Origin of the sequence: Psychrobacter sp. 72-O-c (assembly GCF_904846605.1) — a bacterium.
In the GTDB taxonomy this organism is placed as follows: Bacteria; Pseudomonadota; Gammaproteobacteria; order Pseudomonadales; family Moraxellaceae; genus Psychrobacter.
In genome coordinates, this window is record NZ_CAJHBI010000046.1 from 1 (window position 1) to 21868 (window position 21868).

Sequence of the window (21868 nt, forward strand, 5' to 3'; positions counted from 1 at the left end):
AAACCCTATCGAGCAGACATGGGCATGGATTAAACAAAAGCGTAAAGAGTGGCGTTTAGATTGTATTGATACGTTGTTCTTCTTATGGTTCTTTATCTGTGATAGTTGTTAGGTTCTTTGACTATAGTTTAGTCATTCTAAGCGGATAGTTTTGGTAAAGTAGCGGCAAAGAAGAGTCCTGTCCAACTGCGAGCATAGCTCTTGTCTTGCGGACGGGCAAAGCAGTGCTTTGCTTACTCCGTCCTCAGGGCTGATGCTAAAACTGCCCCCCAGCTATTCATGAGTAGTGTGTAGCAAACCTAGCTAAGGCATCTGCATTATCGTCGATTTGCCTCTTGTCTGGAACACAGCTTTGATTAACTAGCAGCTATCAGCAGTGCTTATTTGTGAATGTTCAACACGCCCTAATAAAACGACAAAAAAATAGCCCAAGACTTACTTGAGCTATTTTATCATATTTTATATTGAGCATTTATGATGGGCCACGTTCAGGCTTATTTTGACTCATCATGCTCAGCTTCAAGGCGCATCGCACGCTGATAGCTTTCAAGGCCGGCCAGCTTGTCCGCGTATTGTTTAATATGCGGATATGCCTCTAGTTTTTGACGCTGAGCAAGAATGATCAAGTCGAATGACAGCATAAAGTCAGCACCGCTAAGTTGGTTGCCCACGATGAAAGACTTACCCTCGACCGCTGCATCTAAATACTTAAACAATCTGGTCTTTTCTTTATCGATATAACCATTCAAAAACTCATTATCATCGATGCCTGCCTTTTTGGTAAACAATTCAAGCATCAATGGCAACATTAGCGAGCTCTCGGCAAAGTCAATCCACTGCAGATAATACCCATAGTCTGCACTATCAGGAGCAGGACGTAGGCGATCTGACGCAAAGCGTTCAATCAATAGCTCAGTAATGGCACCTGACTCTGAGTATATCTGACCATCCAGTTCGATGACCGGTGACTTCCCAAGGGCATGCACAGCTTTTAGGCTATCAGGTGCTAGATGGGTCTTAGCATCTCGCTGATGACTAATAATTTCGTACGGCTCGCCCAGCTCTTCTAAAAGCCATAAAATGCGTAGCGAGCGTGACTGGTTAAGATGATGCAAGCGAACCATAGTATTAACCTCTGAGCTTAGTCAGTAAGCGTTTGGCAGCTTCTTCTGATGACGCTGGGTTTTGCCCTGTGATTAACAAGCCGTCTTCTACCACAAACGATTCCCAGTCAGCCGCTTTTTCGTAATTACCGCCATTGGCTATAAGTGCATCTTCTACTAGGAAGGGTACCACATCTGTAAGGCCAACTGCTTCTTCTTCTGAATTGGTAAAGCCAGTGACTTTTTTACCTTTTACTAAGTATTCGCCATCGACTTTGACGTTTTTAAGGGCTGCTGGAGAGTGACAAACAAAAGCAACGGGCTTGTCTTGCTTAACGAAAGTCTCGATCAGATTGATAGAGTTTTTATCCACTGCCAAATCCCATAATGGGCCGTGACCACCAGGATAAAATACTGAATCAAAGTCTTCAGCTTTCATATCAGCGAGTTTCTTAGTATTGGCAAGATGCTCTTGAGCGTCAGAGTCTTCTTTAAAACGTGTGGTATCTTTTGTTTGTGCATCTGGCGTATCGCTACTAGGGTCAAGGGGTGGCTGGCCGCCAGCAGGAGAAGCAATCGTAACATTAACGCCAGCATCAATAAATGCGTAGTAAGGTGCCGCAAATTCTTCTAGCCAAAAACCAGTTTGCTTGCCAGTATCGCCTAGACGGTCGTGTGAAGTCAGTACCATTAAAATATTCATAATTGTCCTTATTTATTAGTTATTGAAATTGTTTGTTAGTAGCCATAATTTATAAAACTGGTTTTTCTAGATTTATAAACATGAGTACTAACCGTATCTTTTTTTGAGCTTAAATGTTTATTATTAATGTTAATAATTATTAAAACTATGGGCTATTTAATAAAGCTAAGAGTTACTTAACGTCAGCAACTTTAACGACAGTTTTGCCAAAGTTATTACCCTCTAGCATGTCAAAGAAGGCTTGTGGTGCTTGTGCCAAACCCTCGACTTGATGCTCTTTGGTTTTAACTTTGCCCGATTCAACCCATCCGCTCATAGTGCGTAAAAACTCTGGGAAATGATCGCCGTACTCTTCAAAGATGATAAAGCCTTTGATTGTTAAACGTTGACTCAAAACATGTCCCATCAGTAGTCCCAAGCGGTCTTTACCATCAGGCAGTTCGGTCGCGTTGTATTGCGACACTAAGCCACACACTGGGATACGGGCATGAGCATTTAGCAGCGGCAATACGGCATCAAATACTTTACCACCGACGTTTTCATAGTAGACATCGATACCATCTGGGCAAGCGTCTTTGAGCTGCTTAGCAAAGTCGTCTGCATGGTGATCAATGCAAGCATCAAAGCCTAATTCGTTGACCGCGTAGGCACACTTCTCGCTACCACCTGCCACGCCAACTGCTCGCACGCCTAACTGCTTACCAACTTGTCCGACGGTTGCACCGACCGGACCCGTTGCTGCTGCAACCACTAAGGTCTCACCTTTTTGTGGTTTACCGATATCAGTTAAGCCCATATAACCGGTAAAGCCCGGCATACCAAGGACACCAAGACCGTAAGAGGGGTGGGCCATGTCTTTATCAAGCTTTAACACGCCTTCGCCATCGCTGACGCTATAGTCCTGCCAGCCAGAGTTGGCTACGACTAAGTCGCCTACTGCAAAGTTGCCAACGTTAGATTCGACCACTTGCGCCACTACGCCGCCAGTCATGACGTCACCAACTTGCAATGGATCGGTATAGCTCTTTGCATCGCTCATACGTCCGCGCATGTAAGGGTCAAGTGATAAATACACAGTACGTAGCAGCATTTGCTGGTCATTTGGCGTTGGAATATCACCAGTAGCCAGCTCAAAGTTGTCGTTCGTTGGTGCGCCATGAGGGCGACTGGCAAGTTTGATTTGACGATTTTGTTGTTGATTTTGCTGCTCATTAAAATTGTTATCGAAGCTCATTTTAGGAATCCTTTTTAGTTATTTATTTTAAGGTTCTTTGTTGTAACGTGCTTTATTTCTACTGTAGTAACTACTCAGCACTGAGTAGCTACTATAGATAGCATAACTATATGTGTTTCTTATTACTGTGGCGTTTTTTATTAAGACGCTTTGCTGCTGACCGCACGTTGTAGGATACGACGTGATACCTCTAAACCGTTAGTACCATATTCGCCCAATTTGACCATTTTATGTGCATCAAGCTGTTTGATAATCGGGTCAATGGCAGAGGCGTCTAGTTCAACATCGTCTAGGCTGACAGGTAGGCCAAGCTCACGGAAGAAGTTTTCGGTATAAGCAATAGCGGTCTCGATGATGGCATCGTCGTCTAAGTCAGTATCGGTGATGTTCCAAACATTGCGTGCATACTGGAGCAGCTTGTCTTTTTTGTTGTCTTTAAGCTCACGCATCACTGATGGCAACACAATCGTTAACGTACGGGCATGATCAATAGCGTGCAATGACGTCAATTCATGACCAATCATATGCGTCGTCCAATCTTGTGGTACACCAGAACCAATCAAACCGTTCAGTGCCATGGTTGCGGTCCACATAATGTTTTTACGTGTTTCCATGTTTTTTGGATTATTTTTGACGACCAAACCTTCTTCAATAAGAATCTTCAGTAAGCTCTCAGCAAATGCGTCTTGGACCTTTGCATTGACCGGATAAGTTAAGTATTGCTCCATCACATGGACAAAGGCGTCGGCAACGCCATTCATTACTTGACGCTCAGGCAAGGTTAAGGTCTTAGTAGGATCTAAGATTGAGAACTTAGGGAAGGCGAGTGGGTTGCCAAACGGTAGTTTCGCTTGACGTTCACTATAATTAACAACGCCGCCTGAGTTCATCTCTGAACCAGTTGCTGGAATAGTCAAGACAGCGCCTAAATCAACAGCAGAGTCTATATTTTTGCAATAGCTTGTTAGGGCATCCCAAGCTTGTTCACGTGACACAGTACCGTCTTCTTCAGTCATTGATGCTACTAGCGCCACAAACTTACTGCCATCAATGACTGAACCGCCACCGACCGCCAATAGAAAATCGATGTTATGTTCGTTGACCATGTCAGCGGCTTTTAATAAGGTGACAAATTCTGGATTGGGTTCAATACCACCAAACTCAAATACTTCACGATTACCATTCGCTGATAGCGCATCTTTTACTTCATCTAAAGTACCAGTGCGCTGTGCTGAACCACCACCATAAGTGATAAGGACGCGAGCATCAGTAGGCACTAGATCTGATAACTGTTTGATTTGGTCTTCACCGAAAACGATGCGTACTGGATTGTAATATTGAAAGTTGTTCATAATATTCCTAAAACTTAATAAGGGTGTGTTGAGACTTTCTAAAATTGAATAATAATAAGTAATGTGCGTTCTTTGCATCTGTGGGCATTGTACATTAATTAGACCGGTCGTCTAGTGCTACTTACAAAAGTATCGCATAGTGACTTAACAGACAACTACTTAACACAGTGTCGTGCTTCATTGCTTTAACTAAAGACAGCCTTTAGACAGAGTTCTAACGACCCATTTCAATAGTGGTCATCTGCCATACTTCTGCTAACGGAGTATTGGTCTGGCTAATCTTTGCAATCAAGCTGGCACCAAGCCAGGCAAAATACCAACGTTTGGCCATACTCTCAGCTGAGATATTTTCATGACGCGGTACGGAGTTATCTGCCCAGCCCGCTTTGATCTGTTCAGCGAGCCACGAAGTTGTTTGTTTGTAGCCTGCATCAAGCACTTTACGCATGGGCTCTGACATGTCTGCCACCTCAGCACTGAGTTTGACGACTAGGCACTTTTCGTGATCACAGCCGTTTTGCTGGGTGTCATACCAGTTTTGGAAGTAGTTATAAAGCTTTTGCTGCGCGCTAACTTCTTCTGCATCAATAGTTTCTAGGCGTGTCTTATATAGAGTGAAGTAATGATTGATAATGGCTTCACCAAAGGCTTCTTTAGAAGCAAAGTAATGGTAAAAAGAGCCTTTCGGAACGCCTGCTGTGTCTAATATTTGCTTAAGACCCACAGCGGTAAAGCCTTTTTTGGCAATCAGCTGATAGCCAGTCGCGAGTAGATGAGCTCTAGTATCTGTTGTGGCAATATTTACAGGTGTAGCGCTTATGGTATCGGACATAAAGGGGATGTTCTCCTTAAAGATTCATATTAATAGGGTGGTCAGTTTTGTATTTGAGCGCTGTATTTGAACGCTATATTGGGGACGTGTTTTGATGACATTAATCAGTATGCGTTACGTTTTATCAACAATATTTACGGACTAAGTCTTCTTGTTTTATTGGTGGCTATGATAGCATTAGACCAGTCGTCTAGCAAGTTAGGCTTTGAGCTCATCAGTTTTTGCACACGCTCACCGCTTAAAATTGAGTTTAAAAACATTTCTTGTGTGAGACTTTTTGTTCCAAAAACTAGCTTAGATATTTCTAGCCCAAACCGTTAAATCAGATCTTCCAAATAAATTTTAAATACAAATAAAGTAAAAATAAGGATAATTATGTCAACCAATAATACTAACCCTGATAATGACAGCGCCTATAGTGACTTCCATCTGCAGTACATCGCAGGTGAGTGGCAAAAAGGTAAAGACGATAATGTCAACACCAATACCAATCCCTATAACGGCGATACGCTTGTAGAAATTCAACAAGCGACAGAAGGGCAGCTCGATGAGGCCTATCAAGCCGCCAGTGAGGCACAAAAAGAATGGGCCAAGCAAACCCCAGCGACGCGTGCAGGTGTGCTATATAAAGTGGTCAGTATCTTCGATCAACGCCAAGATGAGATTATTGATTGGCTAGTCAAAGAGTCGGGCAGTACCCGTATTAAAGCTATGGTAGAGTTTAGTAGTGCGCGAGCTATTACTCTTGAGTCAGCGACTTTCCCCAACCGTGTGCACGGCGAAATTCGCCCTTCTAATACGCCAGGTAAAGAAAACTTCATTTATCGTGAGCCTATGGGTGTGATTGCAGTTATCAGCCCATGGAACTTTCCGCTTCACCTAACTCAACGCTCTATTGCCCCGGCTTTAGCGCTTGGTAACGCAGTCGTGCTCAAGCCCGCTAGTGATACACCGATTACCGGTGGTTTATTGCTTGCGAAAATATTTGAAGAAGCCGGCTTGCCAAAGGGACTACTGAATGTGGTGGTTGGTGCTGGTAGTGAGATAGGGGACGCGATTGTCACTCACGATATTCCTAGTTTGGTATCGTTTACCGGATCGACTTCGGTAGGTAAACATATCGGTGAGCTGGCCAATGGTGGTGATTATATCAAGCAAGTGGCGTTAGAGCTGGGCGGTAACAGTCCATTTGTCGTATTAAAAGATGCCAATATTGAGCAAGCGGTAAAAGCGGCGGCCTTTGGTAAATTCCTACACCAAGGTCAGATTTGTATTGCTATTAATCGCATTATTGTCGAAGATGAAGTTTACGATGACTTTGTAGAGCGTTTCCTTGCTCACGTTAAGACCTTGAACGTAGGCGATCCTAATAAAAAGGACACAGCAGTTGGTCCCATCATTAACGAAAAACAAGTCAAATCGTTAAAAGATAAAATTGCTAAATCTCAGCAAGAAGGCGCAAAAATGATTTTAAGCGGTGAAATTAAAGGTCAAGTGGTCCCGCCGCATATCTTTACTGAAGTGACGCGCGAGATGGACTTGTCATGTAACGAAGTATTTGGTCCCTTGGTTGGCATTATCCGTGCCAAAGACGAAGAAGATGCATTATCGATTGCTAATGACTCTATGTATGGGCTATCTAGTGCGGTATTTACCGAAGATATGGCAAAAGGCCTACGTTTTGCGCGCGGTATTAAAGCCGGCATGACCCATATTAATGATATTTCAGTAAATGATGACAGCAATGCACCGTTCGGCGGTGAAAAGAATTCAGGTATTGGTCGCTTTAATGGTGAGTGGATACTTGAAGAGTTTACAACTTTGCATTGGATTTCGGTTCAGCATACCCCACGTGACTATCCGTTTTAGAGTTAGCCGTTTTAGAGTTGGCCGTTTTAAAATAAGCTGTTGTAAGCATTTATTTTAGACGTTTGGCTTGAAATTTTAGCTCAAAAAAAGACTGCCATGAGGGCGGTCTTTTTTGTTTATGATGTATGTAGTAGAAGATATTGTTGTTCTATTTTTTACACGCTTATTTAAGGTTAAAACCTAGCATGCCCTGAATATCTTCGATAGTCATCCCTCTAACGAGCGCTTGCTCTTCTACCGATAAGCGGTTGGTGTGCTCTTTGATCATAGTATGAATACTGCGAGCGACTTCAGAAGTCGTAGCATAATACATTTGCGGCTCTTCTTGCGTGAGTTTAATCAAAAATCTATTGACAATTTTACGCCTTTTATTTGGATCATTTTCTTCAGTCATGGCATTCTCCTAGGTGTAAACCATTTAATCAGTCCGCTCAGTGAGAGTCAATGCTCATAATTAGAATAAATCAATCCAATAGCCGTAACCTGATTTTGACTCAACAGTGTGCCCCAAAAATGGTATAGATAGACCCTTGGACAAATCTCAAAAGACGTCTTCTACTGTATGTGATATTTTACAATACTAGAGTGTGGACGTTGTTACTAATTGAATGAATCTAAATATTGGGAAATTTATGATATGTCAAATCCGCCATTAGAGAACCCGTCAGATAGCTTGTTGGCAAAAAAGGTTGCATTGGTCTTATTCCATAATGATTTACGGGTAGATGATAATGCCACGTTGGTCAAAGCTGCTGAAATAGCAGGTGGCGATAATGGGCGGTTAATGCTCGTTTATGCGCCATTTTTGATGAATGTTGCCGAAAAAAAAACCAAGAACCAAGCTTATCATTACGACAATATGGGTAATGCCCGCCAGCAGTTTTTAGCCGAAACTTTGGCTGACTTAAATGAGTCACTAAAGCAGCTTGGTAATAGATTGCTACACTTACAGGAACGTTTGCCATTGGCATTAGACACCTTTGTACAGCTGTGCCAGCTTATCGAGCAACAATACGTCACTGATATATGTGTGAGTCAAACGGCAGATTATAACCAAAACCAAGCTTATGATATTTTACAACGTAAGTACCCACAGGTACGCTGGCATATGCAATTAACGGCCACCTTATTTGACACACTGCCGCTGGATGGTTTGCCCAAAAGTTTTACTCAGTTCCGCAAAAAAATTGAATCGGATTATGATTTATTAAATGCAGAAAATAGCATTATACTTTGTCAAAAACCAAAATCGCTCTCGCCAATGCCTGAAAGCATGGTAAGTAAAAGCGATTACTTTTTTGCAAGCAAAAATTTTAACGAACGAACCGTTGCAGTTACTGACGCCGGCACTGGCACGACATACTCGTCACTCCATGAGTTCAAAGGCGGCGAATCAAGCGGTCTGAACCATTTGGATACCTATTTTGATTCCAGCTCTCCGAGTACCTACAAAACTACGCGTAATACGCTGGATAACTGGGCGGATTCCACAAAATTTTCCGCTTGGCTGGCGAATGGCTCGTTGTCTGTAAACACGTTATTGAATCGTTTGCGTCATTATGAGCGCGATACTATCGCTAACGAGTCAACCTACTGGATATGGTTTGAGCTGCTTTGGCGTGAGTATTTTTATTGGTATGCGGTTACCCATTGTCAGAAGCTTTTTACTTTTCAAGGGATTGCCCAACAGTCGCCATCGACCCGTTTTGATAAAAAGCTGTTAGAGCAATGGAAAAATGGAGAAACGCCCTATCCAATCGTCAATGCCTGTATGAATCAGCTAAAAAGTACGGGGTATATGTCGAACCGCGGCAGACAATTAACCGCTAGCTGCTTCATTCATGAGCTGGGTCTGGACTGGCGTTATGGCGCGACCTATTTTGAGCAGCATCTTATCGATTATGATGTTGCTAGTAACTGGGGAAATTGGCAGTATTTAGCAGGAGTTGGCGCTGATCCTAGAGGGTGCAGGCAATTTAATCTCAAAAAACAGACCCAGCAATATGACCCGAATGGCGACTTTATTAAAAAATGGCAAGGTAAGGTGGGGTAAGGTTGCAAAATAATAATAGTCAATCCACTTCAAAACTGTTACATCGTAAATCTCGTTTGAAGTACTATTGGTACAACTGAACTCGATTTTCTTGTACCAGAATTAAATTGAATCGGCTATAGCAGTCAAACTCTCAATTAAAACTTTGAAAAATAAAACCCTGAATATAAGATAGGTTTAAAAAATGAAAAAGCCAAGCCCTTATCTAACCTTTGCGGGTGCTATTCCGTTCGTAGTCTGCGCTTTTTTGATTACTATCGATGTTGATGCTATCCCAATTTTGGGAAAAACTGTACATATTCTATCTATTTATGGGTTGGTGATTGCCTCATTTATGGCAGGCGCACATTGGGGCAATCATCTTAGCTTGGCTGATGACGATACATGGGTGTTCAAGCTACCTGTATTTAGTAATATCATCGCGCTTGGCTTGTGGCTAGGGTTTTTGACGCTATCAACCTTTGGTTTTATTTGGCTGCTGATTATTGGGTTTGTTAGCCTGTTGGTCATTGATTACGGTCTTCATCAAGCACAGATTATTCGTCATGACTATTTCAAAGTCAGACAATACGTCACTGCAATGGTAGTCATATCCTTAATTATTGCAGGTGTCCAGCTATAAGTGCTGCTTATGTTGGTAAGGAACCTATAATAGAATCGAAACCTACTGTTGAAAAACTGAAATATAATCAAAGAATATCAAAAGCACTACACTAAATATCGGGCATACTCAAAAGATTGCTGACACATGACACTGGGTAACCTAGATAAATCCCATCGAAAAGACATAAGCCTAGGTCAATAAAAAACGTCAGGAGTGGCGGTTGGATTGTGTTGATAGGCTGTTCTTCTACTTCCTTTTGGTTGTGCGGTAATATATCGGTTATTTGACTATAGTGAGTGGTATCTTAACGGGCTTAGTCATGGCAATTTACCTTAAAAAACGCTAGTATATCTGCCAAATTACAATATTTTTTGTATGCCTTCGAGGTTCTAAAACTCTTCGAGGCGCAAATCGTTCAATATAGACCACAAAGAGAAAATCATGACTGAACAATCATATACCTTAGAAGAACAGCTGGCCCTTATCCAACGCGGTACGCAAGAGATTCTATCTGAAGAGGATTTAGTCGCTAAGCTTAAGCTCAACCGTCCGCTGCGTATCAAAGCCGGCTTTGATCCGACCGCGCCTGACCTACATTTAGGTCATACGGTATTGATTAATAAGCTCAAGCACTTTCAAGATTTAGGTCATGAGATTTATTTCCTAATTGGCGACTATACGGCCAAAATCGGTGATCCTTCTGGCAAAAACAATACCCGTCCGCCATTGACCGTTGAGCAAATTAAAGCCAATGCTGAAACTTATGCTGAGCAAGTCTTTAAGATTTTGGATAAAGAAAAAACTCGTGTGGTCTTTAACTCTGATTGGTTTAACGACATGTCAGCGGCAGATATGATTCAGCTTGCCAGCCAGCAAACGGTTTCACGTATGCTTGAGCGTGACGATTTCTCTAAACGCTATGCGGCACAAACGCCAATTTCAATCCATGAATTCCTTTATCCATTGGTACAAGGTTACGATTCTATCGCGCTTAAAGCGGATGTCGAGCTTGGCGGTACCGATCAGACTTTTAACTTATTGATGGGACGTACCTTGCAAGGTCGTTATGGTCAAGAGCCACAAGTTTGTATTACCGTACCGATTCTAGAAGGCTTAGATGGCGTTAATAAAATGTCTAAGTCTTTGAACAATTACGTAGCCATCTATGATGCACCGGGCACGATGTACCAAAAAATCCTATCCATGCCAGATACTTTAATCCGCCGCTATTTTGAGTTTTTAAGTTTTAAACCAATGGATGACGTTGAAGGCTTAATGGCAGAAATGGAAAAAGGCCGTAACCCACAAGAAATCAAACGTCTCTTAGCCGAAGAGTTGATTGAACGCTTTCACGATGCCGATGCAGCTGCCAACGCGCATAAGTCAGCCGGTAATGTCTTAGCCGATGGTGAATTACCCGTAGATCTACCAGAAGTGACGCTAGATTTAGAAGGTCAAGACGCGCTATTTATCACCCAAATATTAAACCAAGCTGGGCTTACTAAAAATAGTTCAGCTGCTAAAGATATGATAAAACGTGGCGCAGTGAAGGTAGATGGCGAAGTCGTCGATGGTGGTTTTAGCTTAACGTCTGGGCAAACGGTGGTTATCCAAGCTGGCAAGAAGGCGTATGCTAAGGTTACAGTGGGTTAGTTGGGTTTTTAGAGTTAAATTGAGTAAGGCCGACATTAATAGTCAGCCTTATTTTTTTGAAATGGTAAAAGAGTTACGCTTATGGCGACGTGCTACTGGTATATTTTTTTTTGGCGTGCCGTTCGCAAGCGGGACAGAGACTGAAAAAAATTCATTCCAGCAGCACTGTGTTTTTTTCAAATTGGATTGACTATACAATAATAAAAACACTCAAGACTGAATGATTGCCTTGCGATACTGGCTCGGTGACTGCCCATAACGGCGCTTAAAGGCACCGTGGAATGAAGTATCCGATGCATAACCAACCAGTTCACTAATCCGGCTAATTGAGTATTGTTCCTCGCGCAAATATCTAGCAGCCAGCCTTAAACGATAGTGACTTAAATAAACGTGTGGCGTAATGCCAATAACTTTTTTGAAACGGTCGTTAAGTCCTGTGCGTGACAGCCCTGCTTCTTTAGCTAATTGGGTCATCGTCCAAGGCTCGTTAGGATAACTGTGCATTAAGTACAGAGTTTTTGCGAGATAAGCGTCTTTTAAGGCAGCGAGAAAATTGGGTTGGTTTTCTTCATAAACCTTTGGCTTAGTAGCAGAAGTAGAAGCTAAATCAGCACGATGCTCTTGATGTGTTTTAGTCTTCTTGCTGATTGCGCCACTATTTAACTGCTCGATATATTCGCGGATACATTCAATCATCAGCATACTAGCAAGACGATTCAACATATTAATTTTGCCTGGCCGATTTAGACTAGATTCCAACTGAAAAAAACTGACCCCAATAGTGATGACTTTATGATAGGCCGAGCGCTGCTGCGTCGGTGGTGGCAGGCTTGCAGGTAGGGCAGATAGTAAGGGTGTTGCCATATCCTTATCAAATTGACAGCGCACAATTATAAAACTAGTCTCAGCTGTTTTCTCAGTATGCGCATCGTCAACGTGGTCTTTATCTGAAGGGCTTTCCTCAATATTAGTAGGTAGCTGCTTTGCTCCCTTAATATCCAAACCTGTCTGTCCGGTCTCGTGCGCTGGCATCAAAGTTCGGCTAACTGATGGTGCAAGTGATGCACTCGATTGACAGCGATAGGGGAGCGCTCGCGTCAGCATTATCATATTATTATCACTGACAATCTGTGTCTGTTCGGCATAGTTCAATACAATCTGACCCTGAGTCACTATAATAAAGGTTAGATAATCATGCGCCAAATGCTCAAGACACCAACTGTCCTTTGCGGTGACACTAATGTATTGCACATTATGTAAGTGCAGCTCTTCGAACAATAGACTCAAAACATCCATATTATGCGTCTCTTAATTTTATTTACTAATCCTTTTCGTTATTTATGCAGTATTAGATTTCCTATTATAAAAGGATAGGTCCTAATAAACGCAATCATCAGACTAACAAGATACCTAAAATAGTTATGGAAGTCTGCTATAGAGGTAAGTTTCGGGCACAAAGTGAGATTTTATTGCCAATAAATTCGTTTTTAACTCAACTACCTTGTCATAATTAATGGACAGCAATGTCTCTTATGGATGAGGAGCAATACAATGACTAGGCAATTAGACGCACGGGCGCTTGAAACTATTAAAGCAGCGACTGATTCCGTGCTATGGCAAGATCCAAAACGCCGATTTTGGCTATTTAGTCCAGCTTTACCCTTGCTTGGCTGTTTGTTTGCACTCAGTCTGCGCGACCAAGACGGTATTGATGTTAAGAATACAGTAACCGCTTGGGCAGGAATATTGTTTATCCATGGGGTTATCCCTGTCGCTGATTTAGTTATCGGTGACGATAACAGTAATCCACCTGAGGGTGCGTTTGAAGCGTTAGAACAAGACCAATATTATCAGCGCATCGCTCATGCATTTATTCCATTGCAATATGCTGCCTTAGGTTTGCTCAGTTATCAATATATAAAACGCGATTTGCCCTGGTATAACCATTTAGGGGTTGCTGTTACGGCTGGGGTAATGAATGGTGTCGCCATTAATACTGCGCATGAACTTGGGCACAAGTCTGACCGTCTCAATCGCGTTTTATCCCGTATCAGTTTAGCACCAACGGCTTATGGACATTTTGCTATTGAGCATAACTTTGGTCATCACCGCTGGGTTGCTACCCCAAGAGATCCGGCCAGTAGCCATTATAACGAATCGTTTTGGCAGTTTTTACCACGTACTGTGTTTGGTGGCTTACGCTCAGCAATTGACATTGAGACTGATCGGCTGGCACGTAAAAACCAGTCTTTTTGGCATCAAGATAATGAGCTGCTGCAAGGCTGGGCAATGTCAGCCGTACTCTATGCTGTAATGTATAAGGCCTTTGGTAAAAAGATAATTCCTTTTATTGCCATTCAAGCTATTTATGGTTTCAGTCTATTAGAGGCGGTCAACTACCTAGAACATTATGGTCTCTTGCGAGAGCAGCGCGATGATGGTCGTTATGAGCGTACCCAGCCTGAGCATAGCTGGAATAGTAATCACGTGGTGACTAACTTATTCTTGTACCAGCTGCAGCGTCATTCCGATCACCATGCCCATCCTTCCCGTGTCTATCAACTGCTACGCCACTTTAAAGAGGCACCGCAATTGCCTTCGGGTTATGCCAGTATGATTATACCAGCATATATTCCGCCGCTTTGGTTCGCTATAATGAACAAGCGAGTCCGTCAACATTACGATGGTGACATGAGCAAAGTACATCAACACCATAAATCGCTTAGCCCACGTATGCAATGGGCAACCGATCAGGCTACTAAAGGCTTGGAATGGTTAGCGCGCTTGCGCAAACAAGTTTAGTATCAGGTTGGTACTAGCAGATATATGGTATGTTATTAGTCCTTCTTAACCCTTTTTATATTAATAAGCTATAGCAATGATTCAACTGAAGCTTGTCAGCTATAATAGACCTCTTGCGAAAGTACCAGTTCATTGACTTCCACTGACGGAGTTACGAGGGCTAGCGATGACTTATGCAAGAGGTCTAATTATCATTGTTTTAAATGACCTAAAAATACATTGAATATAAGCAATCTTATGACGCAATCAACTCAAAATACTATCCCACAAGGCATCTACCGGCACTACAAAGGTAGTCTGTACCAAGTTTTGCACACCGCCCAACATTCCGAAACCGAAGAAACATTGGTTGTTTATCGCTGTCTGTACGGTGAATACGGCGTTTGGGTACGACCATTAGCGATGTTTGCTGAAATGGTCATAGTAGAGGGTAAGCAAGTATCAAGGTTTGAGCTTGTTAAAGCGCTGGCTGACTAATTTCAGAAACTATCGTATAAAATATCTACCAAAAAAAGCGACCATTTAAGGTCGCTTTTTTCATTCATTACAGATCAATAATCAATCGTTCAAAAAATCAATCAATACTTGGTTAAACTCTTTTGCATGAGTCACATTATTACCGTGCGGGCCACCTTCAATGATATGTAGCTGACTGTCTGCAATTATATCGTGCGAGCGCTGGCCACTGACTTCAAATGGAACGATCTGATCCGCATCACCATGAATTACTAACGTAGGCACATCGAATGCTTTTAGGTCATCACGGAAATCAGTATAAGCGAACGACTTGACGCAATCGTAAGTGGCTTTAGGGGAAGCAAACGCAGCAATCTCACGGTGATATAGGCGCAGAGGTTTGCTAACTAATAACTTACCATCTTTCGGGGTAAAAAAGGTCTTAGTGAAGTCATTTAAAAATGCGATGCGATCACCGCTCACTCCATCTAGGAACTGCTGAACATCTTGCTCTTCCAAACCACCATCAGGATTGTCATCGGCCTTAAACAAATAAGGCGGAACTGCAGAAGCCAGTACCGCTTTATTGATACGGTCTGATCCATACTGACCAAGATAGCGAGCAACTTCACCGCCACCCATCGAGAATCCAACAATCGCTGCATCTTTTAGATCAAGTTCTTCCATGAGGGCTTTTAAGTCTTGCGCCAAAGTATCATAGTCATAACCCTCCCACGGCTTAGAGGATTGACCGAAACCGCGTCTGTCATAAGTGATCACTTGAAAACCAGCTTCGACAAGGGGAGCGATTTGTGGTTCCCATGAACGTCCGCTGAGAGGCCAGCCATGGATTAAGACCACAGGCTTGCCAGTGCCTTGGACTTCGTAATACAAATCGATAGGTTGATCAGCTTGGGTTGCAACCGTAACGTAGGGCATGGTCATATCCTTTTAAATTATTATATTGTATGGTGACGTTCACTACTGACCAACATTGGCCTGTTTTTTAGTATAGAGAGAGGATAGAAAAATTACTATGGTATGTTGTAAAGCAAGGGCGTTGAATACGAGGTTTTTTAGGTGAAATCGTAATAATATCATTAATCCTGCAAAAAATTCCTTAACACGCGATAAAATCCAACAGGCGCATCAAGCGGTACCGCATGTCCAGAGTTTGGTAATATTTGCGCATTAGCATCAGGTAGCATGTCAGACAGACATTGTTGCCATTTTGGGTCATACAATTGCGAGCGACCACCAATCAGTAAGGTAGTCGGAATATTCACAGTTTCTAAGGTATTACGATAATCATAGGGCAGTTCAATATAAGCCGATAGACAGCGCAGTTTATGCTGCCAAGTTGAATGGTTCATTAGGGAGATTTTGTGTGGCGCACGATAACTCAAAGTTTTCACTAATAATTGCGAATGTCTACGACTTACAGAGAGTAATGAGAACGAGCGCTCCATTTCTAATAAACCAACTTTTAAACTATAAGGTAGATGACGGAAATCATCAAGATACATATAAGGTTCAGCGTTATTGATTAAGCTCTCGAATTGAGCAAATAATTCTGCTTGACGTGACCCAAACACCCCACCTTGCCAGTCTGCCTGATTATGGATAATAGGTGCTTGGTCAATATTCAGATAACGACTGACACTGTGCGTACCAAAACGCTGAAAGTAAGCCCACATTACCAGCGCACCCATAGAAATACCAGCGACAGGCACCTCACTGACACCTGTCCTTTTAGTAATATATTGGATTACTTGCTGAGTATCTAATGCGTATTGCTCAATAAAATTGAAGCTGGGCAACGTCAAATCAGCCGCTAACCCAAACCCACGAAAATGCGGTAAATAAAACATATATTGATTCACCAAGGGTAGAATAAATGGCAAAAACTGCCGCGTATCCATACCGAACGCATGTAGCATCAGCACAGGCTGACCGCTACCAATCACAGAGACCGGTAGCAGCGCTCCATCCGAAGCAGCAATATTAATGGTCCGTAGTTGGTACAGAGTCGGAATGTTATAAACCATGCTTTAATATACCGTTATTGCCACAATTTGGCATAATTCGAATCACTGAGTGCTGCGATATCTAATGTTGCCAACATCTCACGCAGTTCTGACCAACGATCAGCGTCAGGCTGTATCGGTGTGACCAATCGCTTTAGCGTGTCATTGATAATGTCATCCATCAATGCAGATGGGGTCTCATCAGTGTAACCATAATAAATAGCACGCGCTTCTGCCGGATTATTAGTACATAGCTGACTCATTTCAGTCGTGACTTTAACAAACTCCCGCAACGCGTCTGATTTTTCTTGCCATATGCTATGCGTGGTCATTAGCTCCAGTGCGGAAAAGTTCGGATACGGTGATAAATGCTGATCGATAAAAGTATAGTCAAGACCTGCATGATTGGCTTCGATGCCTTCAAAGTTATAAAAACATAACCACGCCCCATCAAATTCTTTATGTTCTTTGCCTTGCCCATCGCCTTGTTGCAGGTTATTCAGATGCTGAAAGTCAGTCTCTACAAACTCGACATTATCGCGATCTAACGTAAAATCATTCTGCTTGGCATAGCGATTAAGAATCTCAAAGCCAATGTTATTGGTAATCGGATTAGCGGCTGGGGTGGTGATTCGTATCGGTTGATTTTGATGCAGCTTATCCATACTGCTTTGCTTCATTAAAACCCCGCCGTCGGTCACAAAAAAACAGCCCAGTGCCTTTAAATCATCAAAATAATGCTCGAATAAATGGATAGGCTCATTGACATGCAAATCAATATTGCCTGCTTGCAACTCCGCAAAGCCATCATAATGTTCAGTTGGCTGGATCATTTCAATATCAAGACCCGCCTTCTTATAAGCGCCGGTGTGGATTCCGGCTATAAAAGGCAGATGATCAGGATTTAAGAACCACTCTAACGTCAAGGTAAGTGCCGTGTTCGCCATAAAATATCCTTATACAAATAATGAGAGCTTGTTATAGTAAAACCTGCTGTAATAAAAACAGCCAAGTTGACCATAGTATAAAAACTACCCTAGTAATCTGATAGTAAATGAAGTTTATTGTTAGCAATTATAAACATACTATAGAGCAAAAAGGACGTATAAAATATTAAGTGAATAGTAGCATATGGCAAAGGATAGCCGCGATGATTATGTATTCGATTATCAACATAAAAAAGGATGATGCGTCATGAGTAAACCAACGCTACCAGAACTTGATAGTAGCCTTTATCCGCAAGTTTGGGAGGAGCAGGTATTTAACGATCCACAGGTGTTATTAACAGCAATGCTACAGGGTAGGATTACACCAGATCCACAAGCGTTTACTAAGCAGATTTTGGCAAACGATGTTTATCAAGAGTGGATCAACTTTACGGTATTTGGGCGCTATATTCAGCGCAGTTTCGCCGCCTTTTATCAGCAAAGTGAAGACAGTTTTAATATGGATATACCGGCATTGTTTCGCCATGAGCTGATGCGCCATGCGCAGTATTTACCGTTAGATCAGATATTATTTGTAGCTAGCAATATATCTAAAAACGTACGCCGTGAAAAGCTGCTAACGACTACGCTCAATCCGGCTACTGCAGTGATGAGCGCGTGGACAGGCAACCAGAGTGCTAATAAATTAGCGTTAACGGGCTCTCAAGAAGTTATTGTTAATCAGATTTGGGTGAAAGGTAGGCAAGTACTAGGATTTCCAATACGCCATAACAAACGCACTAGCGAGCGCACCCGTAATGAAGTACTGATTTTAGATTTCAATGATTTACGTTTAGTAGATGAGCAAAGTGTGAGCGATAATAAGGTAAGCAACGAACAGGTAAGCATAACAGCAAAGCTACAGAAGGTAGAAAGTACCGTATTGCTTCGCTGTTATGAACTGCGCTAACAGAATGCTGTTGAGTTTAGCTATTTAGCTAGTAACTATCTAACTCACTGTTCTAGTCATCCTGCTTAGCAATAGTCAGCCCGTTATAGGTTTGCGCCACGGGCATCACTTCTAAACGATTGACGTTGATATGAGCTGGAGACTCAATCAGCCATAATAAAATATCACCAATATCGTCACCAGTCATACTTTTAAAGCCGTCATAAACCTTAGCAGCTTTATCATCATCACCATGATAGCGGACGTTTGAGAACTCAGTACCGGCGACATTGCCCGGCTCAAGATTAGTCACGCGTACCTGTGTACCAATCAAATCTGCTCGTAAGTTTAAGCTGAATTGCTTCACAAATGCTTTAGTGCCGCCATACACATTGCCACCATAATACGGCCAACTGCCAGCGATAGAGCCGACATTGATAATATAACCGCTATCGCGCGCGACCATTGCTGGCAAGACAGCATGTGTTAGCGCCATCACGCCTTTAACATTGGTATCGACCATACGCATCCAGTCGTCAAGATTGGATTTTTGGGCAGGCTCCGCACCGAGTGCCAGTCCTGCATTATTAACCAAGACATCAATTTTTTTAAACCCATCTGGCAGATCAGCAATTATCTGTGGGATAGAAGCCGTATCGCTGACATCCATCGCCACTGGTAAAAACGTTTCGCCCAAACTCTCTGCCATGGTATTAAGCTTATCGAGTCGTCTGGCACAACCAATTACCCGATGGCCTTTAGCAATCAAACGCTTAGTAAGCGCTTTACCAAAACCCGCACTTGCCCCTGTAATCAATACGTTCATCATTCATCCCTGTTATTAATAATAAGTTATTAGTGGCAGTCATCAATGACCCTTGCTAGTGACAAAGCGTTCTTTATCGCCGTTATTGATGGTGTTATGTGTATTAGATCTGTTTGGTACCAAAGATTTTATCACCAGCATCACCAAGACCCGGAATGATATAGCCGTGTTTATCCAGACGGCTATCTAATGCCGCAGTATAGAGCGTCACGTCAGGATGCGCTTCATTGACCAAGCGTACACCTTCGGGTGCTGCGACCAATACTAATGCTTTAATGTTTTTACAGCCATGCTTTTTGAGCATCTCAATAGTAGCAATCATTGAGCCACCAGTTGCTAACATCGGATCAATGATAATCGCAGGACGTTTGTCCATATGACTGACGAATTTTTCAAAAAACGGCACAGGTTGCAAGGTTTCTTCATCACGCTGTAAGCCTACAACCGAGATTTTAGCCGTTGGAATTAAGTCGAGCACACCATCTAGCATACCAAGACCAGCACGTAGAATCGGTACAATAGTCGCCGTCTTACCCACGATTTGCTCACCAGTAATATCACCGCACCAGCCTTCCATCGGAAAGGTTTCAATCTCAAAATCGCGACTTGCTTCATAGGCCATCAAGCGGGCAAGCTCTTTGGTTAGCGTACGAAATTTATAAGTACTACAGTCTTTTTCACGCATTAGGCTGAGTTTATGGCGTACTAACGGATGATCAATTACGGTAATTTTTAGGTCACTCATGAGTACTCTCTTAGTTTTGGTCGTATGTTCCCACAGTATCACTATCAGAGTAGCCACTGTGATAAACAATATAGACACTTATATGGATAATCGACAAATAGACACACTGCAGAACAGTACTTTGAATTTAGCTATTTTACGGGTTAATTCAACTATACAGCCATCGGCATAACTAACAAATCATATATTGACTCTATAACCCAGGCTTTTATAGTAATTAGAGATAAGCAATTAGAAATAAGTTTATCCGATTAATAACTATAAATAGCGGTTCATAACAAGTCTTATGACAATCAAGCACAACTATATCAAAGCCATTTCACCTTAAGCAGCGTTTACGCTTGCTATGATACCAAAAAAACACCTTTTCTGATGAAGAATATCATGACCAAACCACCATTGAATACTCACACCGATCCATCAAAACCTGCTAATGACTTTGTATGGTCACAAACTTTAGAAACAGAAACAGCAAATATCGAAACGCATCCCTTTGGCCCGGTCTTACCACCAGATGCGACAGTCATGATGATGGGAACGTTTCCACCGACCGCTGATAAATGGGCAATGAGCTTTCATTATCCTAACTTCTATAATGATATGTGGCGTATTTATGGCCGCGTATTTTTTGATGATGCGGATTATTTCAGAGTAGGGGATGAGAAGCGCTTTGATTCTGAGCGTATCCGCGCCTTTATGTTCGAGCGTGGTATTGCCTCTTGCCCCACAGTAGTGCAAGCGATTCGCGAGACTGGGAATGCCTCCGATAAGAATTTAACAGTCGTCACAACGGTTGATTTAGATAGCATTTTGTTGCAAGTGCCAAAAGTCGAAGCGTTATTTACCACAGGCGGTAAGGCAACTGAGGTATTACTTAATCTACTCAATGCGCCACCACCCAAATCGCGATACCCCAAAACCAATCAAAGTATGGATTATCCGTACCAATGGCAGGACATAGATAAAAGCTCAAGCTCAGGAAAGGTCAATGATTTAACACTATATAGACTGCCTTCAACATCGCGTGCCTATCCATTAGGCTTAGATAAAAAAGTCGAAGCCTATAAAGCGTTCTTCAAAAAGGTGGGTAAGCTATAGATAGAAGGGTGCGAGGTATAGTTAAAATATAATAGTGAAATGAACTATGATAATAATAATTTAGCGTACTAGAGAGAGAACAATAAATTTAAAACTGTTTTTAGGACTAACTTACTGATAAATATAATAGTATTTCAGTACATCCAAATAGTTAGTTTATAAACATTAAAAACGCTTCCAAAACCCCTTGACGCTCAATCAGAACTGCGTATAATACGCCCCTATCGGAACGGAGCTGCTTTAGATCATTTGGTTTACCAAATGAGATTAGAGATTTGCTAAATTGGAATTAGAGTTTAAGATTAACTTTAAAAACCAATTAAAAATAAGTTCTTGACACAGCATAAAAAGCGTCTATAATACGCCCCTCAGCAAGGGAAGCCAGCGACATAAGTAAATTACTTATACTCTGACAAACTTACTGAAACGAAATAGAACAAAGGGTTGACAGGGTATCAAACGATGCTATACTAGTCAGATCGCTAAACGAGACAAGCAAATCGCTTTAATCGAATAGCAGAAACATTATTTACTGGACGACAGTGAATAACACTATTTAAAAGCATAACTAAAGAACAACTTGTGTGGATTTTTGCTGATTCGGAATGCTAAAAAATAAAGTTGGTTGAGTCAGAA

Annotated in this window: 20 protein-coding genes; 8 read left to right on the top strand and 12 right to left on the bottom strand. The window is 42.1% G+C overall.

What is annotated here, in order from left to right; genetic code table 11:
• Positions 1-494: 494 nt before the first annotated feature.
• The 5 genes from JMX97_RS12680 to JMX97_RS12700 all read right to left on the bottom strand — a co-directional run bounded on the left by JMX97_RS12680 (position 495) and on the right by JMX97_RS12700 (position 5224).
• Entirely contained in the window at positions 495-1124 is a 630-nt protein-coding gene (locus JMX97_RS12680) for a glutathione S-transferase family protein (RefSeq protein ID WP_201558681.1), read from the bottom strand.
• A 4-nt stretch (positions 1125-1128) separates the two neighbouring features.
• Positions 1129-1806 carry a type 1 glutamine amidotransferase domain-containing protein gene (locus JMX97_RS12685; RefSeq protein ID WP_201558682.1) on the bottom strand — a complete coding sequence of 226 codons (678 nt, stop codon included), beginning with the start codon at positions 1804-1806 and terminating at the stop codon, positions 1129-1131.
• 172 nt (positions 1807-1978) lie between these two features.
• Entirely contained in the window at positions 1979-3040 is a 1062-nt protein-coding gene (locus JMX97_RS12690; RefSeq protein ID WP_201558683.1) for an NADP-dependent oxidoreductase, read from the bottom strand.
• 140 nt (positions 3041-3180) lie between these two features.
• A complete protein-coding gene (locus JMX97_RS12695; protein WP_201558684.1) occupies positions 3181-4392 on the bottom strand; it encodes an iron-containing alcohol dehydrogenase in 1212 nt (403 codons plus the stop codon).
• A gap of 214 nt (positions 4393-4606) precedes the next feature.
• Positions 4607-5224, bottom strand: a complete 618-nt coding sequence (locus JMX97_RS12700; protein ID WP_201558685.1) for a TetR/AcrR family transcriptional regulator — start codon at positions 5222-5224, stop codon at positions 4607-4609.
• Positions 5225-5599: 375 nt separating this feature from the next.
• On the opposite strand from JMX97_RS12700, the gene JMX97_RS12705 reads away from it, so the two are divergent.
• Positions 5600-7093 carry an aldehyde dehydrogenase family protein gene (locus tag JMX97_RS12705; RefSeq protein ID WP_201558687.1) on the top strand — a complete coding sequence of 498 codons (1494 nt, stop codon included), beginning with the start codon at positions 5600-5602 and terminating at the stop codon, positions 7091-7093.
• A 163-nt stretch (positions 7094-7256) separates the two neighbouring features.
• Here JMX97_RS12705 and JMX97_RS12710 read toward each other — a convergent pair whose 3' ends face one another.
• Positions 7257-7487 carry a hypothetical protein gene (locus JMX97_RS12710; RefSeq protein WP_201558688.1) on the bottom strand — a complete coding sequence of 77 codons (231 nt, stop codon included), beginning with the start codon at positions 7485-7487 and terminating at the stop codon, positions 7257-7259.
• 243 nt (positions 7488-7730) lie between these two features.
• On the opposite strand from JMX97_RS12710, the gene JMX97_RS12715 reads away from it, so the two are divergent.
• The 3 genes from JMX97_RS12715 to tyrS all read left to right on the top strand — a co-directional run bounded on the left by JMX97_RS12715 (position 7731) and on the right by tyrS (position 11403).
• A complete protein-coding gene (locus JMX97_RS12715) occupies positions 7731-9146 on the top strand; it encodes a DASH family cryptochrome (RefSeq protein WP_201558691.1) in 1416 nt (471 codons plus the stop codon).
• 184 nt (positions 9147-9330) lie between these two features.
• The gene (locus tag JMX97_RS12720; protein ID WP_201558693.1) at positions 9331-9768 is read left to right on the top strand and encodes a DUF3429 domain-containing protein; all 438 of its coding nucleotides are present in this window, start codon (positions 9331-9333) and stop codon (positions 9766-9768) included.
• A gap of 423 nt (positions 9769-10191) precedes the next feature.
• A complete protein-coding gene (gene tyrS / locus JMX97_RS12725; RefSeq protein WP_201558694.1) occupies positions 10192-11403 on the top strand; it encodes a tyrosine--tRNA ligase in 1212 nt (403 codons plus the stop codon).
• Between the two features lie 210 nt (positions 11404-11613).
• Here tyrS and JMX97_RS12730 read toward each other — a convergent pair whose 3' ends face one another.
• Entirely contained in the window at positions 11614-12699 is a 1086-nt protein-coding gene (locus JMX97_RS12730) for an AraC family transcriptional regulator (RefSeq protein WP_201558695.1), read from the bottom strand.
• 255 nt (positions 12700-12954) lie between these two features.
• Between JMX97_RS12730 and JMX97_RS12735 the strand changes: the two genes are divergently transcribed.
• Positions 12955-14205: an alkane 1-monooxygenase gene (locus JMX97_RS12735; RefSeq protein ID WP_201558696.1), complete on the top strand. Its 1251-nt coding sequence runs from the start codon at positions 12955-12957 to the stop codon at positions 14203-14205.
• Between the two features lie 237 nt (positions 14206-14442).
• Positions 14443-14682 (top strand): DUF1653 domain-containing protein, encoded by a 240-nt coding sequence (locus JMX97_RS12740; RefSeq protein ID WP_201558697.1) that lies wholly within the window; start codon positions 14443-14445, stop codon positions 14680-14682.
• A gap of 81 nt (positions 14683-14763) precedes the next feature.
• Here the strand turns inward: JMX97_RS12740 and JMX97_RS12745 are convergent, their stop codons facing one another.
• From JMX97_RS12745 to JMX97_RS12755, 3 genes are all read right to left on the bottom strand, one after another.
• On the bottom strand, positions 14764-15600 hold the full coding sequence (locus JMX97_RS12745; protein WP_201558698.1) for an alpha/beta fold hydrolase: 837 nt from the start codon (positions 15598-15600) through the stop codon (positions 14764-14766).
• A gap of 161 nt (positions 15601-15761) precedes the next feature.
• On the bottom strand, positions 15762-16709 hold the full coding sequence (locus tag JMX97_RS12750; RefSeq protein WP_201558700.1) for an alpha/beta fold hydrolase: 948 nt from the start codon (positions 16707-16709) through the stop codon (positions 15762-15764).
• Positions 16710-16723: 14 nt separating this feature from the next.
• A complete protein-coding gene (locus JMX97_RS12755; RefSeq protein WP_201558701.1) occupies positions 16724-17635 on the bottom strand; it encodes an ABC transporter substrate-binding protein in 912 nt (303 codons plus the stop codon).
• Positions 17636-17882: 247 nt separating this feature from the next.
• Here JMX97_RS12755 and JMX97_RS12760 point away from each other — a divergent pair, with 247 nt between their 5' ends.
• Positions 17883-18584: a hypothetical protein gene (locus JMX97_RS12760; RefSeq protein ID WP_201558702.1), complete on the top strand. Its 702-nt coding sequence runs from the start codon at positions 17883-17885 to the stop codon at positions 18582-18584.
• A gap of 52 nt (positions 18585-18636) precedes the next feature.
• Here the strand turns inward: JMX97_RS12760 and JMX97_RS12765 are convergent, their stop codons facing one another.
• Both JMX97_RS12765 and upp read right to left on the bottom strand, forming a co-directional pair.
• The gene (locus JMX97_RS12765) at positions 18637-19389 is read right to left on the bottom strand and encodes an SDR family NAD(P)-dependent oxidoreductase (protein ID WP_201558703.1); all 753 of its coding nucleotides are present in this window, start codon (positions 19387-19389) and stop codon (positions 18637-18639) included.
• A 103-nt stretch (positions 19390-19492) separates the two neighbouring features.
• Positions 19493-20134 (bottom strand): uracil phosphoribosyltransferase, encoded by a 642-nt coding sequence (gene upp / locus JMX97_RS12770; RefSeq protein WP_201558704.1) that lies wholly within the window; start codon positions 20132-20134, stop codon positions 19493-19495.
• A gap of 384 nt (positions 20135-20518) precedes the next feature.
• On the opposite strand from upp, the gene JMX97_RS12775 reads away from it, so the two are divergent.
• Complete coding sequence (locus JMX97_RS12775) at positions 20519-21232, top strand: DNA glycosylase (RefSeq protein ID WP_227671600.1); 714 nt, start codon at positions 20519-20521, stop codon at positions 21230-21232.
• Positions 21233-21868: the final 636 nt, after the last annotated feature.

Excerpts from the sequence above, each read along its gene's own strand:
- JMX97_RS12765 (WP_201558703.1), bottom strand. The coding sequence starts at position 19,389 with ATGAACGTATTGATTACAGGGGCAAGTGCGGGTTTTGGTAAAGCGCTT.
- JMX97_RS12715 (WP_201558691.1), top strand. The coding sequence starts at position 7,731 with ATGTCAAATCCGCCATTAGAGAACCCGTCAGATAGCTTGTTGGCAAAA.
- JMX97_RS12730 (WP_201558695.1), bottom strand. The coding sequence starts at position 12,699 with ATGGATGTTTTGAGTCTATTGTTCGAAGAGCTGCACTTACATAATGTG.
- JMX97_RS12685 (WP_201558682.1), bottom strand. The coding sequence starts at position 1,806 with ATGAATATTTTAATGGTACTGACTTCACACGACCGTCTAGGCGATACT.
- JMX97_RS12710 (WP_201558688.1), bottom strand. The coding sequence starts at position 7,487 with ATGACTGAAGAAAATGATCCAAATAAAAGGCGTAAAATTGTCAATAGA.
- JMX97_RS12690 (WP_201558683.1), bottom strand. The coding sequence starts at position 3,040 with ATGAGCTTCGATAACAATTTTAATGAGCAGCAAAATCAACAACAAAAT.
- JMX97_RS12760 (WP_201558702.1), top strand. The coding sequence starts at position 17,883 with ATGAGTAAACCAACGCTACCAGAACTTGATAGTAGCCTTTATCCGCAA.
- JMX97_RS12740 (WP_201558697.1), top strand. The coding sequence starts at position 14,443 with ATGACGCAATCAACTCAAAATACTATCCCACAAGGCATCTACCGGCAC.
- JMX97_RS12720 (WP_201558693.1), top strand. The coding sequence starts at position 9,331 with ATGAAAAAGCCAAGCCCTTATCTAACCTTTGCGGGTGCTATTCCGTTC.
- JMX97_RS12775 (WP_227671600.1), top strand. The coding sequence starts at position 20,519 with ATGACCAAACCACCATTGAATACTCACACCGATCCATCAAAACCTGCT.
- JMX97_RS12745 (WP_201558698.1), bottom strand. The coding sequence starts at position 15,600 with ATGCCCTACGTTACGGTTGCAACCCAAGCTGATCAACCTATCGATTTG.
- JMX97_RS12695 (WP_201558684.1), bottom strand. The coding sequence starts at position 4,392 with ATGAACAACTTTCAATATTACAATCCAGTACGCATCGTTTTCGGTGAA.
- tyrS (WP_201558694.1), top strand. The coding sequence starts at position 10,192 with ATGACTGAACAATCATATACCTTAGAAGAACAGCTGGCCCTTATCCAA.
- JMX97_RS12680 (WP_201558681.1), bottom strand. The coding sequence starts at position 1,124 with ATGGTTCGCTTGCATCATCTTAACCAGTCACGCTCGCTACGCATTTTA.
- JMX97_RS12735 (WP_201558696.1), top strand. The coding sequence starts at position 12,955 with ATGACTAGGCAATTAGACGCACGGGCGCTTGAAACTATTAAAGCAGCG.
- JMX97_RS12750 (WP_201558700.1), bottom strand. The coding sequence starts at position 16,709 with ATGGTTTATAACATTCCGACTCTGTACCAACTACGGACCATTAATATT.
- upp (WP_201558704.1), bottom strand. The coding sequence starts at position 20,134 with ATGAGTGACCTAAAAATTACCGTAATTGATCATCCGTTAGTACGCCAT.
- JMX97_RS12755 (WP_201558701.1), bottom strand. The coding sequence starts at position 17,635 with ATGGCGAACACGGCACTTACCTTGACGTTAGAGTGGTTCTTAAATCCT.
- JMX97_RS12700 (WP_201558685.1), bottom strand. The coding sequence starts at position 5,224 with ATGTCCGATACCATAAGCGCTACACCTGTAAATATTGCCACAACAGAT.
- JMX97_RS12705 (WP_201558687.1), top strand. The coding sequence starts at position 5,600 with ATGTCAACCAATAATACTAACCCTGATAATGACAGCGCCTATAGTGAC.